The sequence below is a fragment of the Methylobacterium jeotgali genome, from assembly GCF_022179345.1.
Taxonomy (GTDB): domain Bacteria; phylum Pseudomonadota; class Alphaproteobacteria; order Rhizobiales; family Beijerinckiaceae; genus Methylobacterium; species Methylobacterium jeotgali.
Window position 1 is genome coordinate 1 of the sequence record NZ_BPQR01000052.1, and the last position, 20,962, is coordinate 20,962.

The window sequence follows — 20,962 nt, forward strand, 5'->3', positions numbered from 1 at the left end:
GTCCTGGTGGACGAGGAGGCCGGTTGGATCAAGGTCCCTTGCGAGGACGGGTTGGCCGACGGGACCTCCCTGGCGGAGTGGCGAGACGTGGTCCGCACGGCGCGTCGGATGACGCAGGAAGGCCAGCGCGTCGCTCGCGCGACGCTCGTCCGCGCGATGGAGCTGTTGCGCGCCGAATGCCGCAAGGCCGGCGTCAAGCCGAAGCGCCTGGCGAGCGCCGACGTCGACTGGTTCCGCGACCACGCCGACGACCCGATGTTCGAGGTCGCCTGGGACGTCGCGGACGAGGGCGCCCACGAGGAAGAGCGGCTGCGGACCCGGCGCCCGCGGAAGGCCGCGCCGCCGGCCGCGGCCGACGCGGCACCCGCGCCCCGGGTCGGGCAGGGTGGCCGCAAGACCGCGCCGCGCCCGGCCAGCGCCCCGCAGGACGCCCCGCAGGACGCCGCGCCGGCGGCCCGGCCGGCCGGTCCGAGGCCCGTCGCCGCCGAGGCCGATCCGCGGAGCGTGACGGCGGACGTCGGCGCCGAGTTCGACCCCGACGATCCCGACAACTGGACTGCCGAGTGAGGGCCATCGCATGCCGCAAAGCCAGGACGGGGAGACCTTCCGCCCCGACGTCACCATCCTTCCCGGCCCCCAGGCCGCCCCGGTCCGCCGTGAGCGGTTCGCGATCCGCTTGAGCCCGCAGGACCTCGAACGGCGGGCCTGGAAGCGACGCGTCGACACCATCCACGTCAACACCGACGTGGTGATCAAGACCGTCGCGCGCTTCGACGAGATGCTCAAGGACCTCGGCGACGATGTCGAGGGTCAGTGCCTCGTCATCCCGGCCGCTTCCGGGGCCGGGAAGTCGCATCTGCTCGCCCGGTTGCAGCTCCGCCCGGCGCTCGTGCCGTTCCGCGACGAGTTCGGCCCCGTGCGGCCGCTGGTCTACATCAAGGCGCCGAGCCCCTGCACGCTGAAGACGCTGGGTCTCGCGCTGTACCTCGCCATGACGGAGAAGGAGCTCAGCGCCAACCTGAAGGAGCACGATATCTGGACCCGGGTGCGCCACCAGATGCACGCCCAACTCGTCTCCATCATCATGATCGACGAATTCCACCATGCCTTCCGCGGACGCACCGGTGACGAGCGGCGCACCCTGGTCGAGACGCTGAAGAACCTCGTCATCCCGGATCCGGACGATCCGCTTCGGCCGCCCGGTGCGGAGTTGCGCCCCGTCTCCCTCGTGCTCTCGGGCATGCCCTGGCTCAAGAAGGTGCTGAAGGAGGATTTCCAGCTCCTCCGGCGCTGCGTCTTCAAGCCGATCAAGCCGCTGGGTCACTCGGAAGCCTGCGTGAAGAAGGCCACGAAATTCCTGTCGCTGGTCGAGGCAAGGCTCGGCTTCCCGGCCGCGTGCGGCCTGTCGGAGCACGACATGGTTCAGCGCATGCTCAAGGCTTCGAACGGCTACACCGGTCGCATGATGCACCTCGTCAAGAAGGCGGCCTTCCGCGCCATCCAGTCGGGCAAGCCGAGCATCGGGCAGGTCGACCACCTCGGCTTCGTCTTCGAGGAGATCTTCGAGCTCGGTCCGCGCAGGAACCCGTTCCTGGTGGTCGACATCTCGACCCTGCCGAAGATGAAGGAGATCGAGTTCGAGAGGCTCACGCGCCTGACGGGGACCGCCGAGGCCGGGGTCGAGACGCAAGCCGACGACGCGTAGGGGGAAACCGATGCGGCTGACCATCATCCCGCCCGTCATCGACGGGGAATCCGCCGCGGCGCACCTGCTGCGCGCCTTCGACGTCAACGGCGAGCCGTGGAGCCGCGAACGCCTCAGGACCGCGGGCCATTCCATGAGCGACATCCTGCAGGGCCGCGCCGCCGGCCCCCTCGCGGATCGGCTCGGCCGTGGCGAGGACGCGTTCCGGGGTTGGACGCCCACCGAGATCACCAAGAAAAAGGTCGTGATCGCGGACGAGGTGGTCCACCGGGACGATTGGACGACGAACGTGCGGCGGTGGTGCCCCTGCTGTTGGCAGGACGACCTTCGCAGGACGCCGTCGGGACGACACGCGCACTGGAACATCCACCGGCGCTTCTGGTGGGACGTGGCCGCCGTCGGCACCTGTCCCCTCCATCATGTCCGCCTGGAGGGGTCCTGCCCGATTTGCCGGACGGGCGTCACCTGGGAAGCCGGCTCACTGACCCGTTGCAGGAACGGCCATTCCCTTCTCGCCTGCGACGGCGCCAGGGTCCCGCCCGCGACGACGCTGGCGGACGCCTACGTGGTCGGCCGCCTCGGCGGCATGGCCCGGACCAGCGTGCCCCTCCTCGACGGCCTGACGCTCGCCGAGGCCTGCGACGCCATGGAGCGGTTCGGCGTCGCCCTGCTCGGGGGCGCCGACGGGGCCCTCTCGAAGTTTCCGGCGGAGCGCCATCCGGAGGTGTTCTCGGCCGGTCTCGCCGCCGCCCGGGACTGGCCGCACGCCTTCGACGCCCTGCTCGACGGGATGGCCAGAGCCGACCATGTCGGCCTCGGCGCCTGGGGGGCCGAACAGGTCTATGGCTACCTGTATCTCTGGGCGAAGCGGCTGCCGGCGGGAGCGAGCGGGGATGCGGTTCGGGCGGCCCTATACGCGCATCACGCCGGTCGGGGCCCGGTTCACAAGACCTCGGTGGTGATCCGGCATGCCGACGTCCCGTTGGTCAGCCTCGCCGACATCGCCGCGGAATGCGGCCGAAGGCCGGAGTTCATCGCCGGCTACGTCAAGGCCCTGGGCGCCTGGCCGCAACGGACGAGGAGGGGTACGCCCATCGGCATCGCCCGCGAGACCGCCGCCCAGATCCGGGCGATCCTCGACCGCGCGCTCCGCGCGGAGGATCTGCCGGCGGCGCTCGGGCTGGCGAAGCGCCAGACGCAGATGTTGGTCGCGGCGCGGATCGTTCCGCCCGCCGAGATCCACGCGCGCGCCGGCATCAAGGCCGACGTCTTCGACCGGGATGCCGTGGCCGCCGTGCTATCCCGGATCCGTGGTTCGGCGCCGACCGTCGGGGCCATGCCCGCCGGCCTCCTTCCGCTCGCGCGAGCCAGCCAGCACGGCAAGGTCGACGGCGTGCGCGGCACCTGCGACATGATCCTGGCCGGCCAGCTTCGGGTCAGGGCGGTCCTGCGGGACGTACCCGGCCTCGCGGGCTTCCTGGTCGACCCGGAGGACATCAGGGTCGCGCGGCGTTCGCGCGAAGGTGGGGGTCTCACCCTCGAAGAGGTCGGCCGGCGGCTCACGGTCCCGACGGACAGCGTCGGCCTGATCGTCCGGGCAGGCCTCATGGCGGGGACAGCAATGCCGTGCGGGGAGATCCTGGTGCGGGACGATGCGCTCGCGGCTTACGAGGCCGAGTACGCCACCACGGGTGCGCTCGCCAGGGAGATGGGATCCGGCGCGCGGTGGGTGCGGGAAGCCTTGGATCGGGCCGGCGTCAGGCCAGCCTTCGCGATCACGGGCCGAAAGACCACGACGGTATGGCGCCGGATGGATGTCCCGACGGACCTTCGGCGCCGCATCGCAAGGACCCACACGCCGCGACCCTAGGAGCACGCCGGGACCGCCGTGCCGCGCGAGCGCCGTCGGCGCAAAGCCATGAGCGGGGCGATGAGGATCTGCGCGGGGCGTCGACCGAGGAAGGATGTGACGTCGTCTTGGTTCGGGGACCCCGTCGCCTTCCAGGGGACGTGAACAGATCGGATCATCGCCGCGACCGTGATCGCGGCGGCGGCCCACCGGTTCGGCTGGCGCGGCCTCGCGCTCGGATCCGTCCTCGGTGCGACCGGCGTCGCGGTGCTGGCGGCGCTGGCGGCGCTGCAGGCGGCGACCTGCCGGATCGCCCGGCATTGGCTGGATCGGATCTCCGTCCTGCCGCCGCTCGGGTTCGGCCTCCAACGCGCTTATGAGATCACCGCCGGCCTGCGAGGCCGAGACGGTGCCGACGTCCACCCTCGCGGTCAGGCTTTCACCTGCCCATCGACGCCGGCGGGCTCGGTTCGCGCCTCGGGCATCGGCAGCGGCGGGGCTGGTCAGCCTCGTGGTCTGGCCCGGCGTGTCCCGGCGCAAAAAGACGGCGACCGCGACCGCCGGAAACGGATCGGGGCTCGCCGTCCTCGTCCGCCGGGCTTGCTGCTGCGGGATGGAGCGCATCGTCCGACGCATGCCGCCCGACGTGCCGGACGCAATCGCGGCGGTGACGGTCACCGGTCACGACGCCTTTCGATTCCGGCTCGGCTACACTGGGGTGGCTTGACGGGGCGTCCGGCTGGACGAAACCCATGTCGGGGACGATCTGACCGGGGCCGCCGTTCCGCCCGGCAGATCCTGCGATCTAGGAGCGGCTCGGGGTCCTGCCGGGCTCGGCTTCGACCTGCGCGACGGCGACCTGCCGAACGCGCCGCGGCAGTTCGCGAGCGAGGGCGGCCTTCCTGTACGGCGTCATCTTCCGCCACGCGCGTATTTCCGGGACCGTGCGGCCGCAACCGAGGCACCAGCCGGTCCGCCCATCCCACTGGCAAACCCCGATGCAGGGGTCGTCCTTCCTCATGCTAGGGCCTCCCCGCCACGCGACGCATCGGTCGCTGGACACAGATAGGGTACCCCCCTATGTATTGCGAGGACGAGGACGCCATTCATGGCTCACACGATCAAGGACAGGACCAAGCTGCTGGCGCGGGTGCGCCGGATCAAGGGACAGGCGGAGGCGGTCGAGCGGGCCCTGGAGGCCGAGCACGGCTGCGCCGACGTGCTGATGCTGGTCGCCTCGATGCGCGGGGCCATCAACGGGCTGACCGCCGAGCTGATGGAAGACCACATCCGCCACCACGTCGTGAACCCGGACGCCGAGCCGGACGCCGAGCGCGCCCGGGGCGCCGCCGAGCTGATCGAGGTGGTGCGGACCTACCTCAAATGACGAGAGCCGCCCCATGACCCCGTTCGCCGACCTGCTGCAGCAGGGGACCGCGCATGCCTGGCTGTTCGTGCCGAGCGCCATCCTGCTCGGCGCCCTGCACGGCCTGGAGCCCGGCCATTCGAAGACGATGATGGCCGCCTTCATCATCGCGGTCCGGGGCACGGTCACGCAGGCGGTCCTGCTCGGGCTGGCGGCGACGCTCTCGCACACCGCGGTCGTCTGGGTGATCGCGCTGGGCGGACAGTATCTCGGCCAGGAATGGGGTGGCGACACGGCCGAGCCGTATTTCCAGCTGGCGTCGGCGGTGCTCATCGTCGGCATCGCGCTCTGGATGGCGTGGCGGACCTGGCGCGAGCAGCACCACGGTCACCATCATCACCATGGCGAGCACCGGCACGTCGTGACCGGCGACGGCCGGTTGACGCTGGAGGTGTACGAGGACGGCGTGCCGCCGCGCTGGCGCCTCCGGGCCGGGACGGGTCCGCTGCCCGCGCCGGGTGCGGTCACCGTCGAGACGGTCCGTCCGGACGGCGGGCGGCAGACGTTCGCCTTCGCCGATGGGGGCGACTTCCTGGAGAGCCTGGAGGAGATCCCCGAGCCGCACGCCTTCACGGCGCGACTGCGCCTTGACGGGCCCGCGGGTGCGGAAACCCACGAGGTCGCGTTCGAGGAGCAGGATCACGACCACGGTCACATGAACCTGGGCGACGAGGACGACGCCCATGCCCGAGCGCATGCGGAGGACATCCGGCGGCGCTTCGCCGGGCGTCAGGTGACGACGGGACAGATCGTGCTGTTCGGGCTGACCGGCGGCCTGATCCCGTGCCCGGCCGCCATCACGGTCCTGCTCCTGTGCATCCAGCTCAAGCAGTTCAGCCTCGGCTTCGCGCTGGTCGTCTGCTTCAGCATCGGCCTCGCGGTCACGATGGTCTCGGCCGGGGTGCTGGCCGCCCTCAGCGTCAAGCACGTCGCGTCGCGGTGGTCCGGGTTCGGTGCCTTCGCCCGTCGGGCGCCCTACGCCTCGGCAGCCCTGATCGTGCTCGTCGGCCTCTACACCGGCTGGCTTGGCTGGCAGGGCATCCATCCCGACCCCGCGGCGCACGCGGTCGGGATCGACCCATCGATCAGCCCATCGTAAGCGCGGTCCCGGCGGGCTTGGTCGCCCCGCCGGTCCTCGCCGCGAAAGCCCACAGCCGTCGAAGCGCCGGTGCATCGGCGGATGTGGCCGAGATGGACGCGGCTGCCCGCTCGGAGCGAACCGGTCGAGCCTCCTGACGCGTGGGGCAAGTCGACGGACTGACCGGGCTGCCACTGCGAAGACCCGCATGGCGGGGTTCCGGCGGCGCATAGCCCCGCACCTTCGCCATTCGGTTAGAGCCGCGGCGCGTGGCATCCACGGCCTCGGGACCGAAGCGCCCGACGAACATCCGGGTCGGTTCATCCCGGCCGGGCCGCGGGCCAGCGTTGGTGCAGGTCGTCGATGACGAAGGCGTGGGCATGCCGGCGCGTCCCGACGCCGTCCAGGTGCGGATGGCCAAATTCGAGGCCGGGGTGCGCGTGCTCGACGACGTCCGGGTCCGAGGCCGGCCAGAGCGCCGCCGCCGCGGCGACGGCGACCAAGGTCAGCGCGCCCAGCACCGCCAGCGTGACCGGCATGCCCGCCTTCGCGCCGAGCCAGCCGGCAAGTGGATAGGTCAAGAGCCAGGCGACGTGCGAGAGCGCGAACTGGGCGGCGAACACGGCCGGGCGGTCGCCGGGCGTCGCGGAGCGCCGGAGCAGCCGTCCGGTCGGGGTCTGCGCGGCGGAGTACCCGATCCCGAGCGCCAGCCAGGCGGCCAGCAGCATAGGCCAGCCGATGACGCCGCCCCAGGTCGTAGCGGCAAAGCCGAGCAGCACGACGCCGAGGAACGCCGCCGCCGGGAGCATGACCGTGCGGTCGGGCAGCCGGTCGAGCACCCGCGGCAGCAGCAGAGCCGCCAGCATCGAGCCGCCCCCGAACAGCCCGAGCGCCACCGCGACGTCGTTCTGGGGCCGTTGCAGGAGGGCCTGCACGATCACCACCGTGTTGACGATGACCATGGAGCCGGCCGCCGCCACCGCGAGGTTCAGGGCGAGAAGCCCGCGCAGCCGCGGCGTGGCGAGGTAGATCCGCAGCCCCCGCATGGTGCGCTCGTACACCCCCGCTTGGCGCTCGGGCGGCGTCGGGGACGGGAGCGCCACCGAGACGACCAGGGCGGCCGAACACAGGAATCCGACGACCGTGCCGCCGAACAGCCAGTGGAAGTCGATGACCGTCAGCAGCAAGGCGGCCAGTGTCGGACTGAGCAGGTTCTCCAGGTCGTAGGCGAGGCGCGAGAGCGACAGCGCCCGGGTGTAGTCACGCTCGTCCGGGAGGATGTCCGGGATGGTCGCCTGGAAGGTCGGCGTGAAGGCCGCCGAGCAGGCTTGCAGCACGAACACCAGTAGGTAGACCTGCCAGACCTGGTCGACGAAGGGCAGGATCAGGGCGACGCCGGCCCGGACGAGGTCGGTCGCAACCAGGAAAGCGCGGCGGGGCAACTGCCCGGTGAAGGCGTTCGCGATGGGCGCCACCAGCACGTAGGCCACCATCTTGATGGCGAGCGCCGTGCCCAGCACCGCCCCGGCCTCTGCCCCGGCCAACCGGTAGGCGAGCAGGCCGAGGGCCACCGTCAGCAGGCCGGTGCCGACCAGGGCGATGACCTGCGCGGCGAACAGGTGCCGGTAGGTGCGGTTCGCGAGGACGCTCAGCAACGGGGCCTTCACAGGTACTTGGCCAGCGCCTTGAACTCGGCCAGCGCCGCTTTGGCGGACTTGCCGCCGTCCGCGACGCCGTCGCCGATGCAGTGCTCCATGTGGTCCTCGATCAGCGTGCGCTTCGCGTTGGCGATGGCGCTCTCGACCGCCTGCAACTGCTGGGCGAGGTCCACGCAGGGGCGGCCCTCCTCGATCATCGCGATGACGCCGGCGAGATGGCCGTGGGCGCGCCTCAGCCGCTTGATGATCTCCGGGTGGGAGGCGTGAACGTGATCCATGTTGACATGCTATCCCCCCGGAGGGGATAAGGGAAGGGTGTTCGACGCGCCGGGATGGACGGCGCTCGCCGGGAAGAGGGTGTCGGGTGTCATTCGGACGGCGTCTCATGACGGTGGCCGTCGCGTTGCTCCTGGCGGGCGTGACGGTGATGCCGTTGCTCGCCGAGGCCCGGCACGCGGCCTCCGGTCCCGTCGCGCTCGCCATGCCGCCGGTGGCGGGACAGGACCACGCCAAGGCCCACCAGGATGCCGATGACCTGGTCCACCACGCGCAATCGCACGCGCAGGGCGTGATGCCCGTCGCCGCCAAGGCTCCCGCGAGCGTGGCCACGTCGGCGGCGCGGTCGTTCGCCCGCCTGGACGACGTCTTCCGAGCCGGGGGCGGGGCGCAGGGACCGTTCGAGCCTCCGAGGGCCTGAGGCTTTCCGCCACTTCCCATCCTCGAACGACGGCGCCGTGCGCGTGCGGCCGCCCGTCCATGGCACCGACATGTCCAGACGTCTCATCCCCGTTCTGCTGGCCCTCGCCGGCGGCGTCCTGATCGCGACCTGGTGGCCCGGCGCTCCCGATGCGGTCCGCACCATGCTGGCGGGCGCCAGGGGGGCCGCCGCGCCTGCCAAGCCCGAACCGCACGCGGCGGCCGGTCCGGAGCCGGAGAGATCCGGCCTCGTCAAGCTGACGGACGACCAAGTCGGCAAAGCCGGCATCCGCACGGACGGGGTCGGTGGCGGGAACCTCTCGCGCCACCTGCACGTGCCGGGCACCATCGTCCCGAACGCCAACCTGACCGCCCGCATCGCGGTGAAGACCACCGGCACGGTGGTGGAGCTGCGCAAGGGGCTCGGCGACAAGGTCGCCAAGGGCGAGGTCGTGGCGCTCCTCGACAGCCGCGAGATCGCCGACGCCAAGGGAGAATACTTGGCGGCACGCGTGTCGGCCGCCCTGCAGAAGACGCTCTACGAGCGCGACAAGGAGCTCTGGGACAGGCGCATCTCGTCCGAGCAGCAGTACCTGCGCTCGCAGGCGAGCTACCAGGACCTGAAGGTCAAGGAGGACGCGGCCCGCCGCAAGCTGACCTTCCTCGGCCTCAGCCAAGCCGAGATCCAGGCGTTGCCGAACCAGCCGGAGGCGCAGTTCGAGCGCCAGGAGATCCGCTCGCCGCTCGGTGGCAAGGTCGTGGAGCGGCGCGTCGACCTCGGGGCGGCCGTCGGCCGGGACAACCTGGAGACCGAGCTCTACAGCGTCGTAGACCTGTCGACGGTCTGGGTCGATCTCGCGGTGAGCCCCGGCGACCTGCCGCTGGTCCGCGAGGGCCAGGCGGTGGCCGTGCGGGCCGAGGCGACCGGCGAGGCCGCGCGCGGTCGCATCGTCATCATCGTGCCCGTCCTCGACCAGGCCACGCGCGCGGCGCGGGTCGTCGCGGAACTGGCCAACCCGGACGAGACCTGGCGGCCCGGGTCTTTCGTGGGTGCCGAGATCGTGATCTCCGACAAGCCGGTGCGGGTGCTCATCCCGGCCTCGGCCATCCAGACCTTGGAGGGCAGACCGAACGTCTTCGTGCGGGTGGCCGCGGGCTTCGAGGCTAGGCCGGTGAAGCTCGGGCGGTCGGACGACGCCGCCGTGGAGGTGACGGAGGGGCTGGAGCCCGGCGAGGCCGTGGCGGTGGCCAACACCTTCACGCTGAAGTCCGAGCTCGGCAAGGCCGCGGCGGAGGACTGAACCGTGATCCGCCCGATCCTCGCCTTCTCCGTCGCCAACCGCTACGCGGTCATCCTGGTGACGCTCATCGCCACCGCCTTCGGGGCCTGGTCGCTCGCGCGGCTGCCAATCGACGCGGTGCCGGACGTCACCAACAACCAGGTCCAGGTCAACGCCATCGCGCCGGCGCTGACGCCGGTCGAGATCGAGAAGCAGGTCACGGTCCTGGTCGAGCGGGCGCTCGCCGGCACGCCGGGCCTGGAGAGCTTGCGCTCCTTCTCGCGCAACGGCTTCGCCCAGCTCACGGCCGTGTTCAGCGACAAGGTCGACGTCTACTTCGCCAGGCAACAGGTGAACGAGCGCCTGGGCGAGGTGCGCAACACCCTGCCACCCGGGGTCGAGGTCAGGCTCGGGCCGATCTCGACCGGCCTCGGCGAGATTTACTGGTGGGCGGTCGAGTACCAGGCCGCCGGCGACGGCGCCCCGGTCCGCGATGGCCTGCCGGGCTGGCAGTCGGACGGCAGCTACCTGACGCCCGAGGGCGAGCGGCTGAGGTCCGACTTCGAGCGCACGGTCTACCTGCGCACGGTCCAGGATTGGATCATCCGGCCACAGATGAAGAGCGTGCCGGGCGTGGCCGGTGCCGATGCCATCGGCGGCTTCGTCAAGGAGTACCAGGTCAAGCCCGACCCGATGAAGCTCGTCGGCTACGGCCTGGGCTTCGCCGACCTGACCCGGGCCATCGGAGCCAACAACGTGACCCGAGGCGCCAACTACGTCGAGCGCAACGGCGAGGGCTATGTCGTCCGGGCCGGAGGGCTGATCGAGAACGTCGACCAGATCCGCGATGTCGTCGTGGCGACCCGGGCCGGGATACCGATCCTGGTGAGGGACGTCGCCGAGGTCGGGATCGGCCGCGAGCTCCGGACCGGCTCGGCCAGCGAGAACGGCCGCGAGGTCGTGCTGGGCACCGCCCTCATGCTCATCGGCGAGAACAGCCGAACCGTCTCGGCGGCCGCGGACGCCAAGATCAAGGAGATCAACAAGCTTCTCCCGCCGGGCATCCAGGCCCGGACGCTGCTCAGCCGGACCGACCTCGTCGACGCCACGATCCGGACGGTGTCCAGGAACCTGGCCGAGGGTGCGCTGCTGGTCGTCGCGGTGCTGTTCCTGGCGCTCGGCAACATCCGGGCGGCGATCATCACGGCCCTGGTCATCCCCGTCGCCATGATGCTGACGGCGACCGGCATGCTTGCGGGCCGCATCAGCGCCAACCTGATGAGCCTCGGCGCGCTCGACTTCGGGCTCATCGTCGACGGCGCGGTCATCATCGCCGAGAACAGCCTGCGCCACCTGGCCGAGCGCCAGCACGCGCTGGGACGGACGCTGAGCCTCGACGAGCGGCTGGAGACCGTGCGCGTCTCGGCCGAGGAGATGATCAAGCCGAGCGTCTACGGGCAGGCCATCATCATCCTGGTCTACGTGCCGCTGCTGACGTTCACCGGCGTGGAGGGCAAGACCTTCGCACCCATGGCGCTGACGGTGCTGATCGCGCTCGTGGCGGCCTTCGTGCTGTCCCTGACCTTCGTCCCGGCGATGGTCGCGACCTTCATCACCGGGCGGGTCGGCGAGGGCGACAACCTGCTGATCCGAGGACTGAAGGCGGCCTATCGACCGGTGCTGGGCGGGGCGGTCCGGACGCCCTTGGCTTTCATAGGCGGCGCGGTGGTCGTCCTCGGGCTGGCCGGGGCCCTGGCGACGCGGCTCGGCCAGGAGTTCACCCCGACGCTCGACGAGAAGAACATCGTCATGGAGGCGCGGCGCATCCCCTCGACGGCTATCTCGCAGTCGCAGGCCATGCAGCTCGGCGTCGAGGACGCCATGAGCAAGTTCCCGGAGGTGGCCTTCGTCTACTCGCGCTGCGGCACGCCCGACATCGCCGCCGACCCGATGCCGCCGAACGCCTGTGACACCTACCTGATCCTGAGGCCCCAAGCGGAGTGGCCGGACCCGTCCGAGGCGAAGGAATCGTTGATCGCCCGCATGGACGCCGAGGCGAAGCTGATCCCGGGCACGCTGCTCGGGTTCTCGCAGCCCATCCAGATGCGCTTCAACGAGCTGATCGCGGGCGTTCGCGACGACCTCGCGGTGAAGGTGTTCGGCGAGGAGTTCGGCCCGATGGTCGACGGCGCCCGCAAGATCGCCGGCATCCTGCGCAGCCTGGAGGGCGCCGCCGACGTGAAGGTCGAGGAGGCGGTCGGGCTGCCGTTCCTGGAGATCAAGGTCGACCGGCGCGAGATCGCCCGGCGCGGCTTGAGCATGGCGGACGTGCAGGACGTCATCGGCACGGCGGTCGGCGGCAAGGACGCCGGGCTGGTGTTCGAGGGCGACCGTCGCTTCGCCATCGTGGTCCGGTTGGCCGACGACGCCCGGGGCGACGTCGAGGCGTTGAGGAACCTGCCGGTGCCGCTACCGCCCTCGCAGGCCGCGCCCGCGCGGACGGGCACCGGGGTCCCGGCCGCTCCCGGGCCGGCCGGCGGTACGAGCGTGCCGCTGCGGCAGCTCGCCTCGTTCGCCTTGGGCGAGGGGCCGAACCAGGTGAGCCGCGAGAACGGCCGCCGCCGCGTCGTGGTCACCGCGAACGTGCGCGGGCGCGACATCGGCTCGCTGGTGGCCGAGGCGCAGGCGCGCATCGCCGCCGAGGTGCGGCTGCCGCCCGGTTACGAGGTGAAGTGGGGCGGGCAGTTCGAGAACCTGACGGCCGCTCGCCAGCGCTTGGCGGCGGTCGTGCCGGCCTGCTTCGCGCTGATCTTCCTCCTGCTCCTCGGGGCGCTAGGGTCCGGGCGCGACGCGCTGATCGTGTTCAGCGCCGTGCCGATGGCCCTGACCGGCGGCGTTGCGGCCCTGTGGCTGCGCGACATGCCCTTCTCGGTCTCGGCCGCGGTCGGGTTCATCGCGCTCTCGGGCGTCGCGGTCCTGAACGGCTTGGTGCTGCTGAACCACATCCGCGCGCTCGTGGCGGAGGGGACGGCGATTCCGGATGCCGTCCGCGAGGGCGCCCTGACCCGGCTGCGGCCGGTGGCTATGACGGCCTTGGTCGCCGCCCTGGGCTTCGTGCCGATGGCTTTGGCGACGGGCACAGGTGCGGAGGTGCAGCGGCCGCTGGCGACCGTCGTCATCGGCGGCTTGGCCAGCGCGACCGTCCTGACGCTGCTGGTCCTTCCGGCGCTCTACGTCCGGTTCGGCAAGGCCAAGGCGTCCCTCCCGTCCGCTCCACGAGGCCATGTCGTGGCGTGGGCCGACCCACGAACACCTTAGCCGGACGGCCCCGCGAGCGGTCGGATCGGGGCGTCCGCATCGCGGCGGGACAAGGTTCCGGGCAAATCGGGACAAGCTGTGTTGAGAGCGCCGCTGTCGCGGTGCTGCAAACGGGACAAGCTTTCTTGAGAGCGTGTCCTGCGCAGCCGCGCGCAAGGATCGGCATCACCGAGGTTGCCACGGACCGAGTGAGACGGCGCGCACGCGGCGGGACGACGTAACCCGATGTGTGCCGCCGCCATTCAACGCCTTTGGGAACGCCTGGTCTCGGCTCGCGTCCCGCCACCGTGGCTCGACGGATCGAGGCCAGATCCATGGCCACGAGCGGCTGTCCGCCCGGACTTCCGACCGGCTCGGATGAAAGGTCGCCGCCCGTCACCCCTACTCGAAAGCCCCTTGGCATCGCACGGGACAAGTCGGCGGTAGAGGCTTCTGAGCCAGGCTCATTCCGGCAAGCGCCGCCTTCCTAGCCGCCCGTCGGGGGCAGCCGGCGCGCGGCGTCGATGTCGCCGAAGGACCGGGGCGAGGCCACCTCGTAGCGGGTCACGCCCATGGCCTCGTGGCCGGGTTCGCCGGCGGTGGGGCCGCCGGGGCGCTCGGCTCTCAGGCTGGCCAGTTCGCCGGCCGACCCAGCAAGCCGCGGCCCGGCATGCCGCGGAGCCATGTCACGAAGGCGCTCACCCGCTCGGGCGTGAACTGGTTTCGATGGCCCTGCGTGCTGTGCACGAGATCGCTCAGTTCCTGGGGGACCAGCGGGCCCGAACCGCCCCAGTAGGCGTATTCGCGCCCGAGAAGCACCCGGTCCGTCCGACCGGTGTCGCGCACCAGGTTCGGCAGGCTGGTGACGCCCCCGGGCTCGCTATGGAAGGAATCGGCCTGGACGAAGGTGCCGTCGGCCGAGCGGCGATAGATGTTGTCGCCGTAGATCTGCATGCGGCTGCCGGACATCACCGGTCGCTTGGCGCCGAAGCGAGCGTCGTCCCAGTACCGGTCGAAGGTGAGGATCTCGTCGACCCGCATCCAGTAGACGACACGGTCCTTGATCCCGTTCGGGATCGAGCCGGTCCCGACCACGAAGTCCCCGACGCTCGCGTGCTGCCGGATCAGCGGTTTGCACGCGCTCAGCGTGCACACCCGGTGGAACGGATTGGGCGCGAACCCGAGGTCGTGGTCGATCACGTAGGAGTGGACGCGCACGCCGGCCTCAGCACTTGTTCCGCTTGGTCTGGCGCTCCGCCCGCGGCTGGGCGTCGGGCTTCAACCACTCGGGCTTCGCGTTCCTCCGCGGTAGGGCGCCCCGCAGGCTGCCCGCATCCCAGGGGACGGTATCCCCGCCGTAATCCTCGAACGCGCGCGGCAGCGTCTCGTCCTGGGTTCCAGGAGGCCAGATCCCGATCACGCGACGACCCTGGGCGGCGGCCCGCTGCATCACGCGCCCCAGCTCCTCGTCCGCGAGGCAATCGGGAGACAGCACGATCACCCCCAAGTCCTCGTCCGGCGTCTCGGCGTGACCGGCGGGGGCCTCGTCATCCGCGGGTGCGGGCTCGTCGTCTTCCGGCGCAACGGGATCCTCGACGTGCTCGCCGTCTTCCCCCTCGTCGTCCTCCCCTTCGCCGGGCTCGACGGCGGCGACCTCCTCGTCCACGACATCGCAGCCCGCCTCGGCCAAGAGCTTGAGCAGGGCCGTGCGTTCCTCGTCGTCGACAGGACCGAGCACGCAAACCTTCGGCATGTGCGGCTTCTCCCCGGTGCCCAGGTCCTTCCGTCGCGCATTACGCCCGGGAGCCTGGCTCAGTAAAGCTTAGGTGGTCAGCCGCGGTCGGTATGGCAAGGGTCCGTCCGCGGCGGCGCGGGTGGGCACCGGCACCCTGGACTGAGCGCCGGAAAGGTCCGACGATGGCAACCTGAGGATAGGCCAACCTGGAGCGGGGAGGGGACATGGATACGGCGCCGCTTAGCCTGAACGGTTATCAAGCCGGGGCGGTCCGGACGGACCGGACGCGAGGGAAGGGCACCGGCCTCGACCTGGCCGTGCTCGGCCTCTTCGGCGAGACGGGCAGCCTGCTGAGCGAGACCAAGAAGAAGCAGCGCGACGCGCGGTCCTATCTCGGCTACGAGGCGAGCGTCGTCGAGGAGATGGGCGACGCGCTCTGGTACCTGGCGGTGATCGCCGATCACGCCGGGCTGCGCTTGGGGGATCTCGCCGGCCGGGACCTCGCCGGGGGACCCGAGCCGACCTTCGCGGACGTGCAGCCGCAGCGTGCCTTGCCTTTGCACGTCCCGACCGTCGCCTTCGAGCACACCCTGCTACAGCTGGCCGGGGCCGTCGGCCGGCTGGCCGCGCTGGGGGCGCGGGGCGACCTCGCGGGAAGCCCGGACCTCCTGGAGCGTCTCTCCGCAGTGTTCGGCCTTCTCGTCGCGGCCGCGAACGAGGCCGGCGTCACCCTGGAGCAGGCCGCCATGCGCAACCTCGCGAAGGCCGAGGACCGTTGGCCGGCGACGCGCGTCGCCCCGCCGCTGTTCGACGAGGCGTTCCCGGACGAAGAGCGCCTACCCCGCGCGTTGACCATCGACATCTTCGAGCGCACCGGCGGGAACGACAGGCGGTACGTCGTGCAGCGATGCAACGGCATCTTCATCGGCGACCGCCTGACCGACAACATCATGAAGCCGGACGATTACCGGTTCCACGACGCCTTCCACTATGCCTACGCCGCCGTCCTCGGCTGGTCGCCGGTGACGCGCGCGCTGTTCCGCCTGAAGAGGAAAAGCGAGGCCCGCGTCGACGAGGGGCAGGACGGAGCGCGCGCGATCCTGATCGAGGAGGGCGTGGCGACGTTCGTCTTCGGTGAGGCGAAGCAGCTCGGCTTCTTCGAAGGACAGCGCCCGGGCGACCTGGGCTTCGCCTTCCTGAAATCGGTGAGGCAATTCGTGCGCGGCTACGAGGTCGAGGCCTGCCCGCTCTGGCTTTGGGAAGAGGCCATCCTCGCCGGTAACGAAGCGTTTCGTTTCTTGCGGGAGAAGCGCCGCGGGCGCCTTCGGCTCGATCTGGTCGGGCGGAAGATGCTGGTCGAGGACCTGCCGACATGACACCTGGCGCCTTCATCGAGGCCCTCGCGGCGCTTCGCTTCAGCGACACCTTCAACCCCTACGCCGAGGCCTGCCCGGACCACGACGGCGTCGGTGCGCCCCAGGTCCGGCGTGAGAACCTGCGCCTCGTGCTGGAGGCGGCCCTCGCCGGAGGCGTCGACTCGATCTGGATCGCGCGCGACCTCGGGTACCGTGGCGGGCGGCGCACGGGCCTGGCGCTCACGGACGAGGCCCACCTCTCCGCCCATGCCGGCCTCTACGGTCAATTGCCGCTGGCGCGGGCAACCCGCGGCCCCGCGATGACCGAGCGCACGGCGACGGTGATCTGGCAGGTTCTCCGGGACCTGCGACGTCCGATCTTCCTCTGGAACGTCTTCCCGCTCCATCCGCACGCGTCGGGCGACCCGCTGTCCAATCGCTGCCACACCCGTCGGGAACGGCAGGCGTCCCGCCACCTCCTCGAATGGCTGGTGTCGGAATTGCGGCCCCGGGTCCTGGTCGCCATCGGGAGGGATGCCGAGGCGGCGTTGGCGGACTTGGGTATGGCGGCCGAGCGGGTCCGGCATCCCAGCTACGGAGGTCAGACCGAGTTCGTCGCTCGGATGGGCGAGTTGTACGGCCTACCCGCCAAAGCTCCGCACGCGGTGCAACTCACGCTGCCGTAAGGAAACCGCAGCCGGATCTTCCCGACGTTGGTCTGGCGGGCCTCCAAGTCAGGCATGACGCACCAGCACGTGTTCGTATGCTGGCCCGGGATGAGACGCCTCGAACCTTCCCATCGCCCCGGCGGCCACGCGCACCTATGCCGGCGAGACTTCCAGGGTGCGACGCACCGGTGAACCCTCGGGGCGGGCAACGGGAAGCCGGATCACCTTGCTTTACCTTAGGCGTGCCTCCGGTCTATCGCCTTGGCGAAGATCCGGCGGACGAAGGGGGGCGGTTTGGACGCGGCGGTTCGTGCGCGATTGCTCGCCTCCATGGAAGCCGGGCGCCTCGTCCTCCTCTGCGGCGCCGGCCTGTCGATGGCGCCGCCGAGTTCCCTGCCGTCGGCCTGGACCGTGGCCGCCAGGTGCTACGACCGCTATGTCATGAGCATCGATCCGGAGTGCCCGCAGGAACTGCGCGGCGACCTGGAGTCCCTGGCGGAGATCTTCGCCAAGGAGGACATGCTCGGGTCGGTCTTCATCGACGCTCTCGTGCCCTGGGAGGATTTCGTCCGGCCGCCCAACGTCGGGCACGCCGCGGTGGCGGACTTCCTGATCACGCGCTTGGCCGCCGGTGTCGTGTCGGCGAATTACGACACCCTGATCGAGCGCCGCGCGCAGGAATACGGGTTCGATCTCCTCGCCTCCCTCGACGGCGACGAGGCAAAGGTCCAGGCCCGCAAGCACGCGCCCCTGCTCAAGTTTCATGGCTGCTCCGTCCGCGAGCGGCGCGCCACGGTCTGGACGGCCTCACAGCTCACCGAGGACCGGGTGATCGCCGCGCGCATCGAGAAGACGAAGACGTGGATGGCCCACCACCTCCGCGAGAGCGACCTGCTCGTCGTCGGCTTCTGGTCGGATTGGTCCTATCTCAACACCGTTCTCGCCGAGGCATTGACGGGCGTCGCGCCGCTGTCGGTGACGCTGGTCGATTTGGCGCCCGAGGACGTCCTGCAGGCCAAGGCGCCCGAACTCTGGACCCTGGCCAATTCGGAGAACGTCCGGTTCACGCATGTTCAGCGTTCGGGGGCCGAAGTCCTAGACGAACTCCGGAGGGCGTTTTCCCAGGCGTACCTACGCAAGGTCCTGCACGCCGGGCGCGCCGCGTTGGAGAGCGAGCTCGGAGCGGAGTGTGAGGCGGGCTGGCTCGATCCGCCCGACCTGGGCAGCGAGGAACTCTACGACCTTCGACGGGACGCCGAGGGCGTGCCGGCCACCGCCGCGGCGACCTTGCGGAACCCGGGGCCGTCCGAGGTCCTGGGCTACGCGCACCTGTTGCTGCGGCGTGCCGGTGCCAGCCAGACCCCCGTCGGCTATGATCTCGCGGGCCGCCGGATCAGGGTCGTGAACGGTTCGGGCATGCTGCTCCAGACGGTGCAGGACCGGTTCAGGGAGACGCCGTTCGAGGTCGCCGACATCGTGGTCTGCGCCGGAGCCACCGACGTCGGCCTGCCGTTGAACGTCGTTCGGGAAGGGCGACCGGGCGACATAATCCGGCCGAGCGCCTCCGCGGCATGGCTCGACCTTCCCGCCGCCCGCAGGGAGCTCGACGTGTGATGGACATAGCGACTCAATCCGAGGTGCTCCTCCGGTCGGCAGGCTATGAGACTTGGACCTGGCCGGGCGGCAGCGTGCCGGTCGTCTGCTTCGAGAACGCGGCGGTCGTCGGATTCCTGCACGTCTTCGCGAGCGGCGAGAGCCTGCTCGCCGATTGGCAGCAAATCCAGCAGGCCACGCTCGGCCGGCATGCGGCCTCGTTGCGCTCTGCAGGCACAAAGGCCTGGAACGTTTACGCCTTGTTCCTGGCTTGCGGCTCCGAACCGGCCCTCGCGCGGCGGATCGAGCGGATCGAGGAGGACTTCTCCATGACCCGCAAGATCGCGCGCGGCGACTTGCGCACGGTGGCCGATTTGCGAAGAACGTTGTTGCCCCTCCTGCCGGTCCTCAGCGCACCCGAGATCGGCGGGGCCGATTACCGGGCCCGTCTGCGGGCGCGCTTGAGCGACCTGCCGGACGACGCTGTGGCCGCGTTCCTGGGCGCGGCGAGCGCTTCCGAGGTGGCGCGCATCCTGGTGGATGCGCCATGAGGCTCGACTACCTCGAACTGTGCGGCTTCCGGGGCTTCCTGGAGCGCCAGCGGGTCGATTTCGGCACTGGCTTCACCGTGATCTGCGGACGCAACGGCGTCGGGAAGAGCACGCTGTGCGACGCGGTCGAGTTCGCCCTCACCGGCCAAATCGACAAGTACCTCGTCGACAAGGCGGCGAAGGAAAGCCTCGACGACTACGTCTGGTGGCGCGGCGAAGGCCACCCGGAGGCGCACTTCGTCACCGTGGGATTCCGCGCCGATGACGGGAGCGGCTTCGCAGTGACGCGCTCGCGCGAGACCGGCGCCGACCGGGACGCGGCACGCATCGAGGCGATGCTCTGCGTTCCGGGCGCGCAGCCCGAGCGGGCCCTCCAGCAGGTCTGCAGGACATCCATCATTCGCGACGAATGGATCGCTGCGCTCAGCCTCGACCTGACGGAAACGCAACGGTTCGAGTTCGTGCGCGCGGCGCTGGGCGCCATCGAGGGTCCGGATTACGCCGCCAAGGCTCGCGAGGCCCTGTCCTCCGCCGAGGCCGTACACAATGCCGCCGCGCAGGCCTATGAGGAGGCGCGCGCACGTCTGACCGCGGCGCTGACCGACTTGGAGCAGATCCGGGACGTCGCCCTGCAGGCCGGGGACGTCGCGGCCGTCCTTGCCACCCTGGACGAGCTTACGCCTGGGGCCGGCCCCGACCTGGGAGCTCGGGTCGCGGCAGCTCGGAAGACGCTGGCCAGGCGCCGTTCGAACCTCGGCGAGATGGGATGGGTCGCCGACGAGGCTCGCGCGGTGGCCGCATTGCGCGACACGGTCGCGCGACACGGCGACAGCGCAGGCCGGGACGCGGTGGCGGTGGCCGAAGCCGAGGTCGCGGTCCAGGAAGCCCGCCGCCAGCTGCAGGCCGCCGAGGCGCGCCTGGACCGTGAACAGGAAAGCGACGGCCTCGCCGCGTCGCTCGCGATCCTGGTCGATCACGGCAGCCGGATCGGCCTGCATGACGACCGTTGCCCGCTATGCCGCGCGCCGCAGGGCGCCCCCGAGTTCGAGACGGGGCTCGCATCCGCGCGCCAGCGCCTCGCCGCCCGGCGGTCGGCAGTGCCGGAGGCGCGAGGCGAGGTCGCGGCGGCCCGAACCCGGGTCGAGGATGCCGGCGAGATCCTGAAGCAGGCCGAGACGGTCGTCCATCGCCTCGCGTCCGCCCAAGCCGAGCTGGAAGCCCGGGAAGAGGCGCTTTCGGCCGAGCTCGTGCGACGTTCCCTGGATGGAGAGCTGGCCTACGACCCAGAGGCCCTGGAGGAGGTGGTGGAGGCCGAAAGGAGTCGGTTGATCGACCTGGAACGGAGCATCCTCACCTTGGAAGCTTCGCAGGCGGTGGAACGCGTAACGGAGCTCGAAGCGCGCCTCGAAGCGCTTCGGGCAGAGGCCGACGACGCGAGCGACCGGCTCGCGCGCGCCCACGCTGCGGTGACGACCGCCCGGACGCTGGATCGTACGGTCCGCAGGACGAATGCCGAGATCATCGACGAGCGCCTGGCGGTTATCAGCCCGCTGCTGAACGAGCTGTACCAGCGGCTTCGCCCGCATTCCGAGTGGCGGACCATCGATTACGGCATACGCGGCGACGTCAGGCGTTTCCTGAGCCTGCGGGTCGGCAACGGCTTGAACCCGCAATTCGTGTTCAGCAGCGGGCAGAGGCGTGCGGCCGGGCTGGCCTTCCTCCTCTCCGTTCACCTGTCCCGGCCATGGTGCAATTGGCGGACGCTCATGCTCGACGACCCGGTCCAGCACATCGATGATTTCCGGGCCTTGCACTTGGTCGAGGTCCTGTCGGCCCTGCAGCGGTCGGGCCGGCAGATCGTCTGTGCCGTCGAGGATCCGTCGTTGGCGGAATTGCTGTGCCGGCGCCTCATGAGCGAGCCCACGGCGCTCGGTCGCCGCCACGACCTGGATCTTGTTCCCGGCGGGGGTGCCTCGGTCACTCGCTCGACGGACATCGAACCAGCCATGGTCGGCGTGCTCAGGAGGGCAAGGGACCTGAGCGCGGCGAGCTGAGACGGCCTCGATGACCG

At 70.7% G+C, this 20,962-nt stretch carries 17 protein-coding genes and 1 pseudogene; 13 read left to right on the forward strand and 5 right to left on the reverse strand.

The window, feature by feature from the left end; all coding sequences use genetic code 11:
- The 3 genes and pseudogenes from MFF04_RS15365 to MFF04_RS15375 all read left to right on the forward strand — a co-directional run.
- Nucleotides 1-567, forward strand: a pseudogene (locus MFF04_RS15365) (integrase); the annotation flags it as partial.
- A 10-nt stretch (nucleotides 568-577) separates the two neighbouring features.
- On the forward strand, nucleotides 578-1,705 hold the full coding sequence (locus tag MFF04_RS15370; RefSeq protein ID WP_050735137.1) for an ATP-binding protein: 1,128 nt from the start codon (nucleotides 578-580) through the stop codon (nucleotides 1,703-1,705).
- 10 nt (nucleotides 1,706-1,715) lie between these two features.
- Nucleotides 1,716-3,575, forward strand: a complete 1,860-nt coding sequence (locus MFF04_RS15375) for a TniQ family protein (RefSeq protein WP_238277067.1) — start codon at nucleotides 1,716-1,718, stop codon at nucleotides 3,573-3,575.
- A 784-nt stretch (nucleotides 3,576-4,359) separates the two neighbouring features.
- On the opposite strand, the gene MFF04_RS15380 is transcribed toward MFF04_RS15375, so the two are convergent.
- Nucleotides 4,360-4,575, reverse strand: coding sequence for a DUF1289 domain-containing protein (locus tag MFF04_RS15380; protein WP_050735139.1), 216 nt, complete (start codon nucleotides 4,573-4,575; stop codon nucleotides 4,360-4,362).
- Nucleotides 4,576-4,662: 87 nt separating this feature from the next.
- On the opposite strand from MFF04_RS15380, the gene MFF04_RS15385 reads away from it, so the two are divergent.
- Both MFF04_RS15385 and MFF04_RS15390 read left to right on the forward strand, forming a co-directional pair.
- Complete coding sequence (locus MFF04_RS15385) at nucleotides 4,663-4,941, forward strand: metal/formaldehyde-sensitive transcriptional repressor (protein ID WP_050735140.1); 279 nt, start codon at nucleotides 4,663-4,665, stop codon at nucleotides 4,939-4,941.
- A gap of 13 nt (nucleotides 4,942-4,954) precedes the next feature.
- Complete coding sequence (locus tag MFF04_RS15390) at nucleotides 4,955-6,079, forward strand: nickel/cobalt efflux transporter (RefSeq protein WP_050735141.1); 1,125 nt, start codon at nucleotides 4,955-4,957, stop codon at nucleotides 6,077-6,079.
- Nucleotides 6,080-6,378: 299 nt separating this feature from the next.
- On the opposite strand, the gene MFF04_RS15395 is transcribed toward MFF04_RS15390, so the two are convergent.
- Together MFF04_RS15395 and MFF04_RS15400 are read right to left on the reverse strand one after the other, a co-directional pair.
- On the reverse strand, nucleotides 6,379-7,713 hold the full coding sequence (locus MFF04_RS15395) for an MFS transporter (protein ID WP_050735160.1): 1,335 nt from the start codon (nucleotides 7,711-7,713) through the stop codon (nucleotides 6,379-6,381).
- Nucleotides 7,714-7,721: 8 nt separating this feature from the next.
- On the reverse strand, nucleotides 7,722-7,994 hold the full coding sequence (locus tag MFF04_RS15400) for a metal-sensing transcriptional repressor (protein WP_050735142.1): 273 nt from the start codon (nucleotides 7,992-7,994) through the stop codon (nucleotides 7,722-7,724).
- Between the two features lie 107 nt (nucleotides 7,995-8,101).
- Between MFF04_RS15400 and MFF04_RS15405 the strand changes: the two genes are divergently transcribed.
- The 3 genes from MFF04_RS15405 to MFF04_RS15415 all read left to right on the forward strand — a co-directional run bounded on the left by MFF04_RS15405 (nucleotide 8,102) and on the right by MFF04_RS15415 (nucleotide 13,010).
- Entirely contained in the window at nucleotides 8,102-8,413 is a 312-nt protein-coding gene (locus MFF04_RS15405; RefSeq protein WP_050735143.1) for a hypothetical protein, read from the forward strand.
- A gap of 70 nt (nucleotides 8,414-8,483) precedes the next feature.
- A complete protein-coding gene (locus tag MFF04_RS15410; RefSeq protein ID WP_050735161.1) occupies nucleotides 8,484-9,713 on the forward strand; it encodes an efflux RND transporter periplasmic adaptor subunit in 1,230 nt (409 codons plus the stop codon).
- A gap of 3 nt (nucleotides 9,714-9,716) precedes the next feature.
- Nucleotides 9,717-13,010: an efflux RND transporter permease subunit gene (locus MFF04_RS15415; RefSeq protein WP_050735144.1), complete on the forward strand. Its 3,294-nt coding sequence runs from the start codon at nucleotides 9,717-9,719 to the stop codon at nucleotides 13,008-13,010.
- A gap of 603 nt (nucleotides 13,011-13,613) precedes the next feature.
- Here the strand turns inward: MFF04_RS15415 and MFF04_RS15420 are convergent.
- Nucleotides 13,614-14,207, reverse strand: coding sequence for an Nmad2 family putative nucleotide modification protein (locus MFF04_RS15420; RefSeq protein ID WP_050735145.1), 594 nt, complete (start codon nucleotides 14,205-14,207; stop codon nucleotides 13,614-13,616).
- 7 nt (nucleotides 14,208-14,214) lie between these two features.
- On the reverse strand, nucleotides 14,215-14,742 hold the full coding sequence (locus tag MFF04_RS15425; protein WP_050735146.1) for a hypothetical protein: 528 nt from the start codon (nucleotides 14,740-14,742) through the stop codon (nucleotides 14,215-14,217).
- Nucleotides 14,743-15,146: 404 nt separating this feature from the next.
- On the opposite strand from MFF04_RS15425, the gene MFF04_RS15430 reads away from it, so the two are divergent.
- From MFF04_RS15430 to MFF04_RS15450, 5 genes are all read left to right on the forward strand, one after another.
- Complete coding sequence (locus MFF04_RS15430) at nucleotides 15,147-16,100, forward strand: MazG C-terminal domain-containing protein (RefSeq protein ID WP_238277068.1); 954 nt, start codon at nucleotides 15,147-15,149, stop codon at nucleotides 16,098-16,100.
- Entirely contained in the window at nucleotides 16,097-16,765 is a 669-nt protein-coding gene (locus MFF04_RS15435) for a uracil-DNA glycosylase (RefSeq protein WP_050735148.1), read from the forward strand. The genes MFF04_RS15430 and MFF04_RS15435 overlap by 4 nt, the downstream gene beginning before the upstream one ends.
- A gap of 243 nt (nucleotides 16,766-17,008) precedes the next feature.
- Nucleotides 17,009-18,361 (forward strand): SIR2 family protein, encoded by a 1,353-nt coding sequence (locus tag MFF04_RS15440; protein ID WP_238277069.1) that lies wholly within the window; start codon nucleotides 17,009-17,011, stop codon nucleotides 18,359-18,361.
- Complete coding sequence (locus MFF04_RS15445) at nucleotides 18,361-18,891, forward strand: hypothetical protein (RefSeq protein WP_050735149.1); 531 nt, start codon at nucleotides 18,361-18,363, stop codon at nucleotides 18,889-18,891. The genes MFF04_RS15440 and MFF04_RS15445 overlap by 1 nt, the downstream gene beginning before the upstream one ends.
- Entirely contained in the window at nucleotides 18,888-20,945 is a 2,058-nt protein-coding gene (locus MFF04_RS15450) for an ATP-binding protein (protein WP_050735150.1), read from the forward strand. The genes MFF04_RS15445 and MFF04_RS15450 overlap by 4 nt, the downstream gene beginning before the upstream one ends.
- Nucleotides 20,946-20,962 lie beyond the last annotated feature (17 nt).

What these genes read in the sequence shown, in the direction of transcription:
- MFF04_RS15370 (WP_050735137.1), top strand. Translation starts at nt 578, where the DNA reads ATGCCGCAAAGCCAGGACGGGGAGACCTTCCGCCCCGACGTCACCATC.
- MFF04_RS15375 (WP_238277067.1), top strand. Translation starts at nt 1,716, where the DNA reads ATGCGGCTGACCATCATCCCGCCCGTCATCGACGGGGAATCCGCCGCG.
- MFF04_RS15380 (WP_050735139.1), bottom strand. Translation starts at nt 4,575, where the DNA reads ATGAGGAAGGACGACCCCTGCATCGGGGTTTGCCAGTGGGATGGGCGG.
- MFF04_RS15385 (WP_050735140.1), top strand. Translation starts at nt 4,663, where the DNA reads ATGGCTCACACGATCAAGGACAGGACCAAGCTGCTGGCGCGGGTGCGC.
- MFF04_RS15390 (WP_050735141.1), top strand. Translation starts at nt 4,955, where the DNA reads ATGACCCCGTTCGCCGACCTGCTGCAGCAGGGGACCGCGCATGCCTGG.
- MFF04_RS15400 (WP_050735142.1), bottom strand. Translation starts at nt 7,994, where the DNA reads ATGGATCACGTTCACGCCTCCCACCCGGAGATCATCAAGCGGCTGAGG.
- MFF04_RS15405 (WP_050735143.1), top strand. Translation starts at nt 8,102, where the DNA reads ATGACGGTGGCCGTCGCGTTGCTCCTGGCGGGCGTGACGGTGATGCCG.
- MFF04_RS15410 (WP_050735161.1), top strand. Translation starts at nt 8,484, where the DNA reads ATGTCCAGACGTCTCATCCCCGTTCTGCTGGCCCTCGCCGGCGGCGTC.
- MFF04_RS15425 (WP_050735146.1), bottom strand. Translation starts at nt 14,742, where the DNA reads ATGCCGAAGGTTTGCGTGCTCGGTCCTGTCGACGACGAGGAACGCACG.
- MFF04_RS15430 (WP_238277068.1), top strand. Translation starts at nt 15,147, where the DNA reads ATGGGCGACGCGCTCTGGTACCTGGCGGTGATCGCCGATCACGCCGGG.
- MFF04_RS15435 (WP_050735148.1), top strand. Translation starts at nt 16,097, where the DNA reads ATGACACCTGGCGCCTTCATCGAGGCCCTCGCGGCGCTTCGCTTCAGC.
- MFF04_RS15445 (WP_050735149.1), top strand. Translation starts at nt 18,361, where the DNA reads ATGGACATAGCGACTCAATCCGAGGTGCTCCTCCGGTCGGCAGGCTAT.
- MFF04_RS15450 (WP_050735150.1), top strand. Translation starts at nt 18,888, where the DNA reads ATGAGGCTCGACTACCTCGAACTGTGCGGCTTCCGGGGCTTCCTGGAG.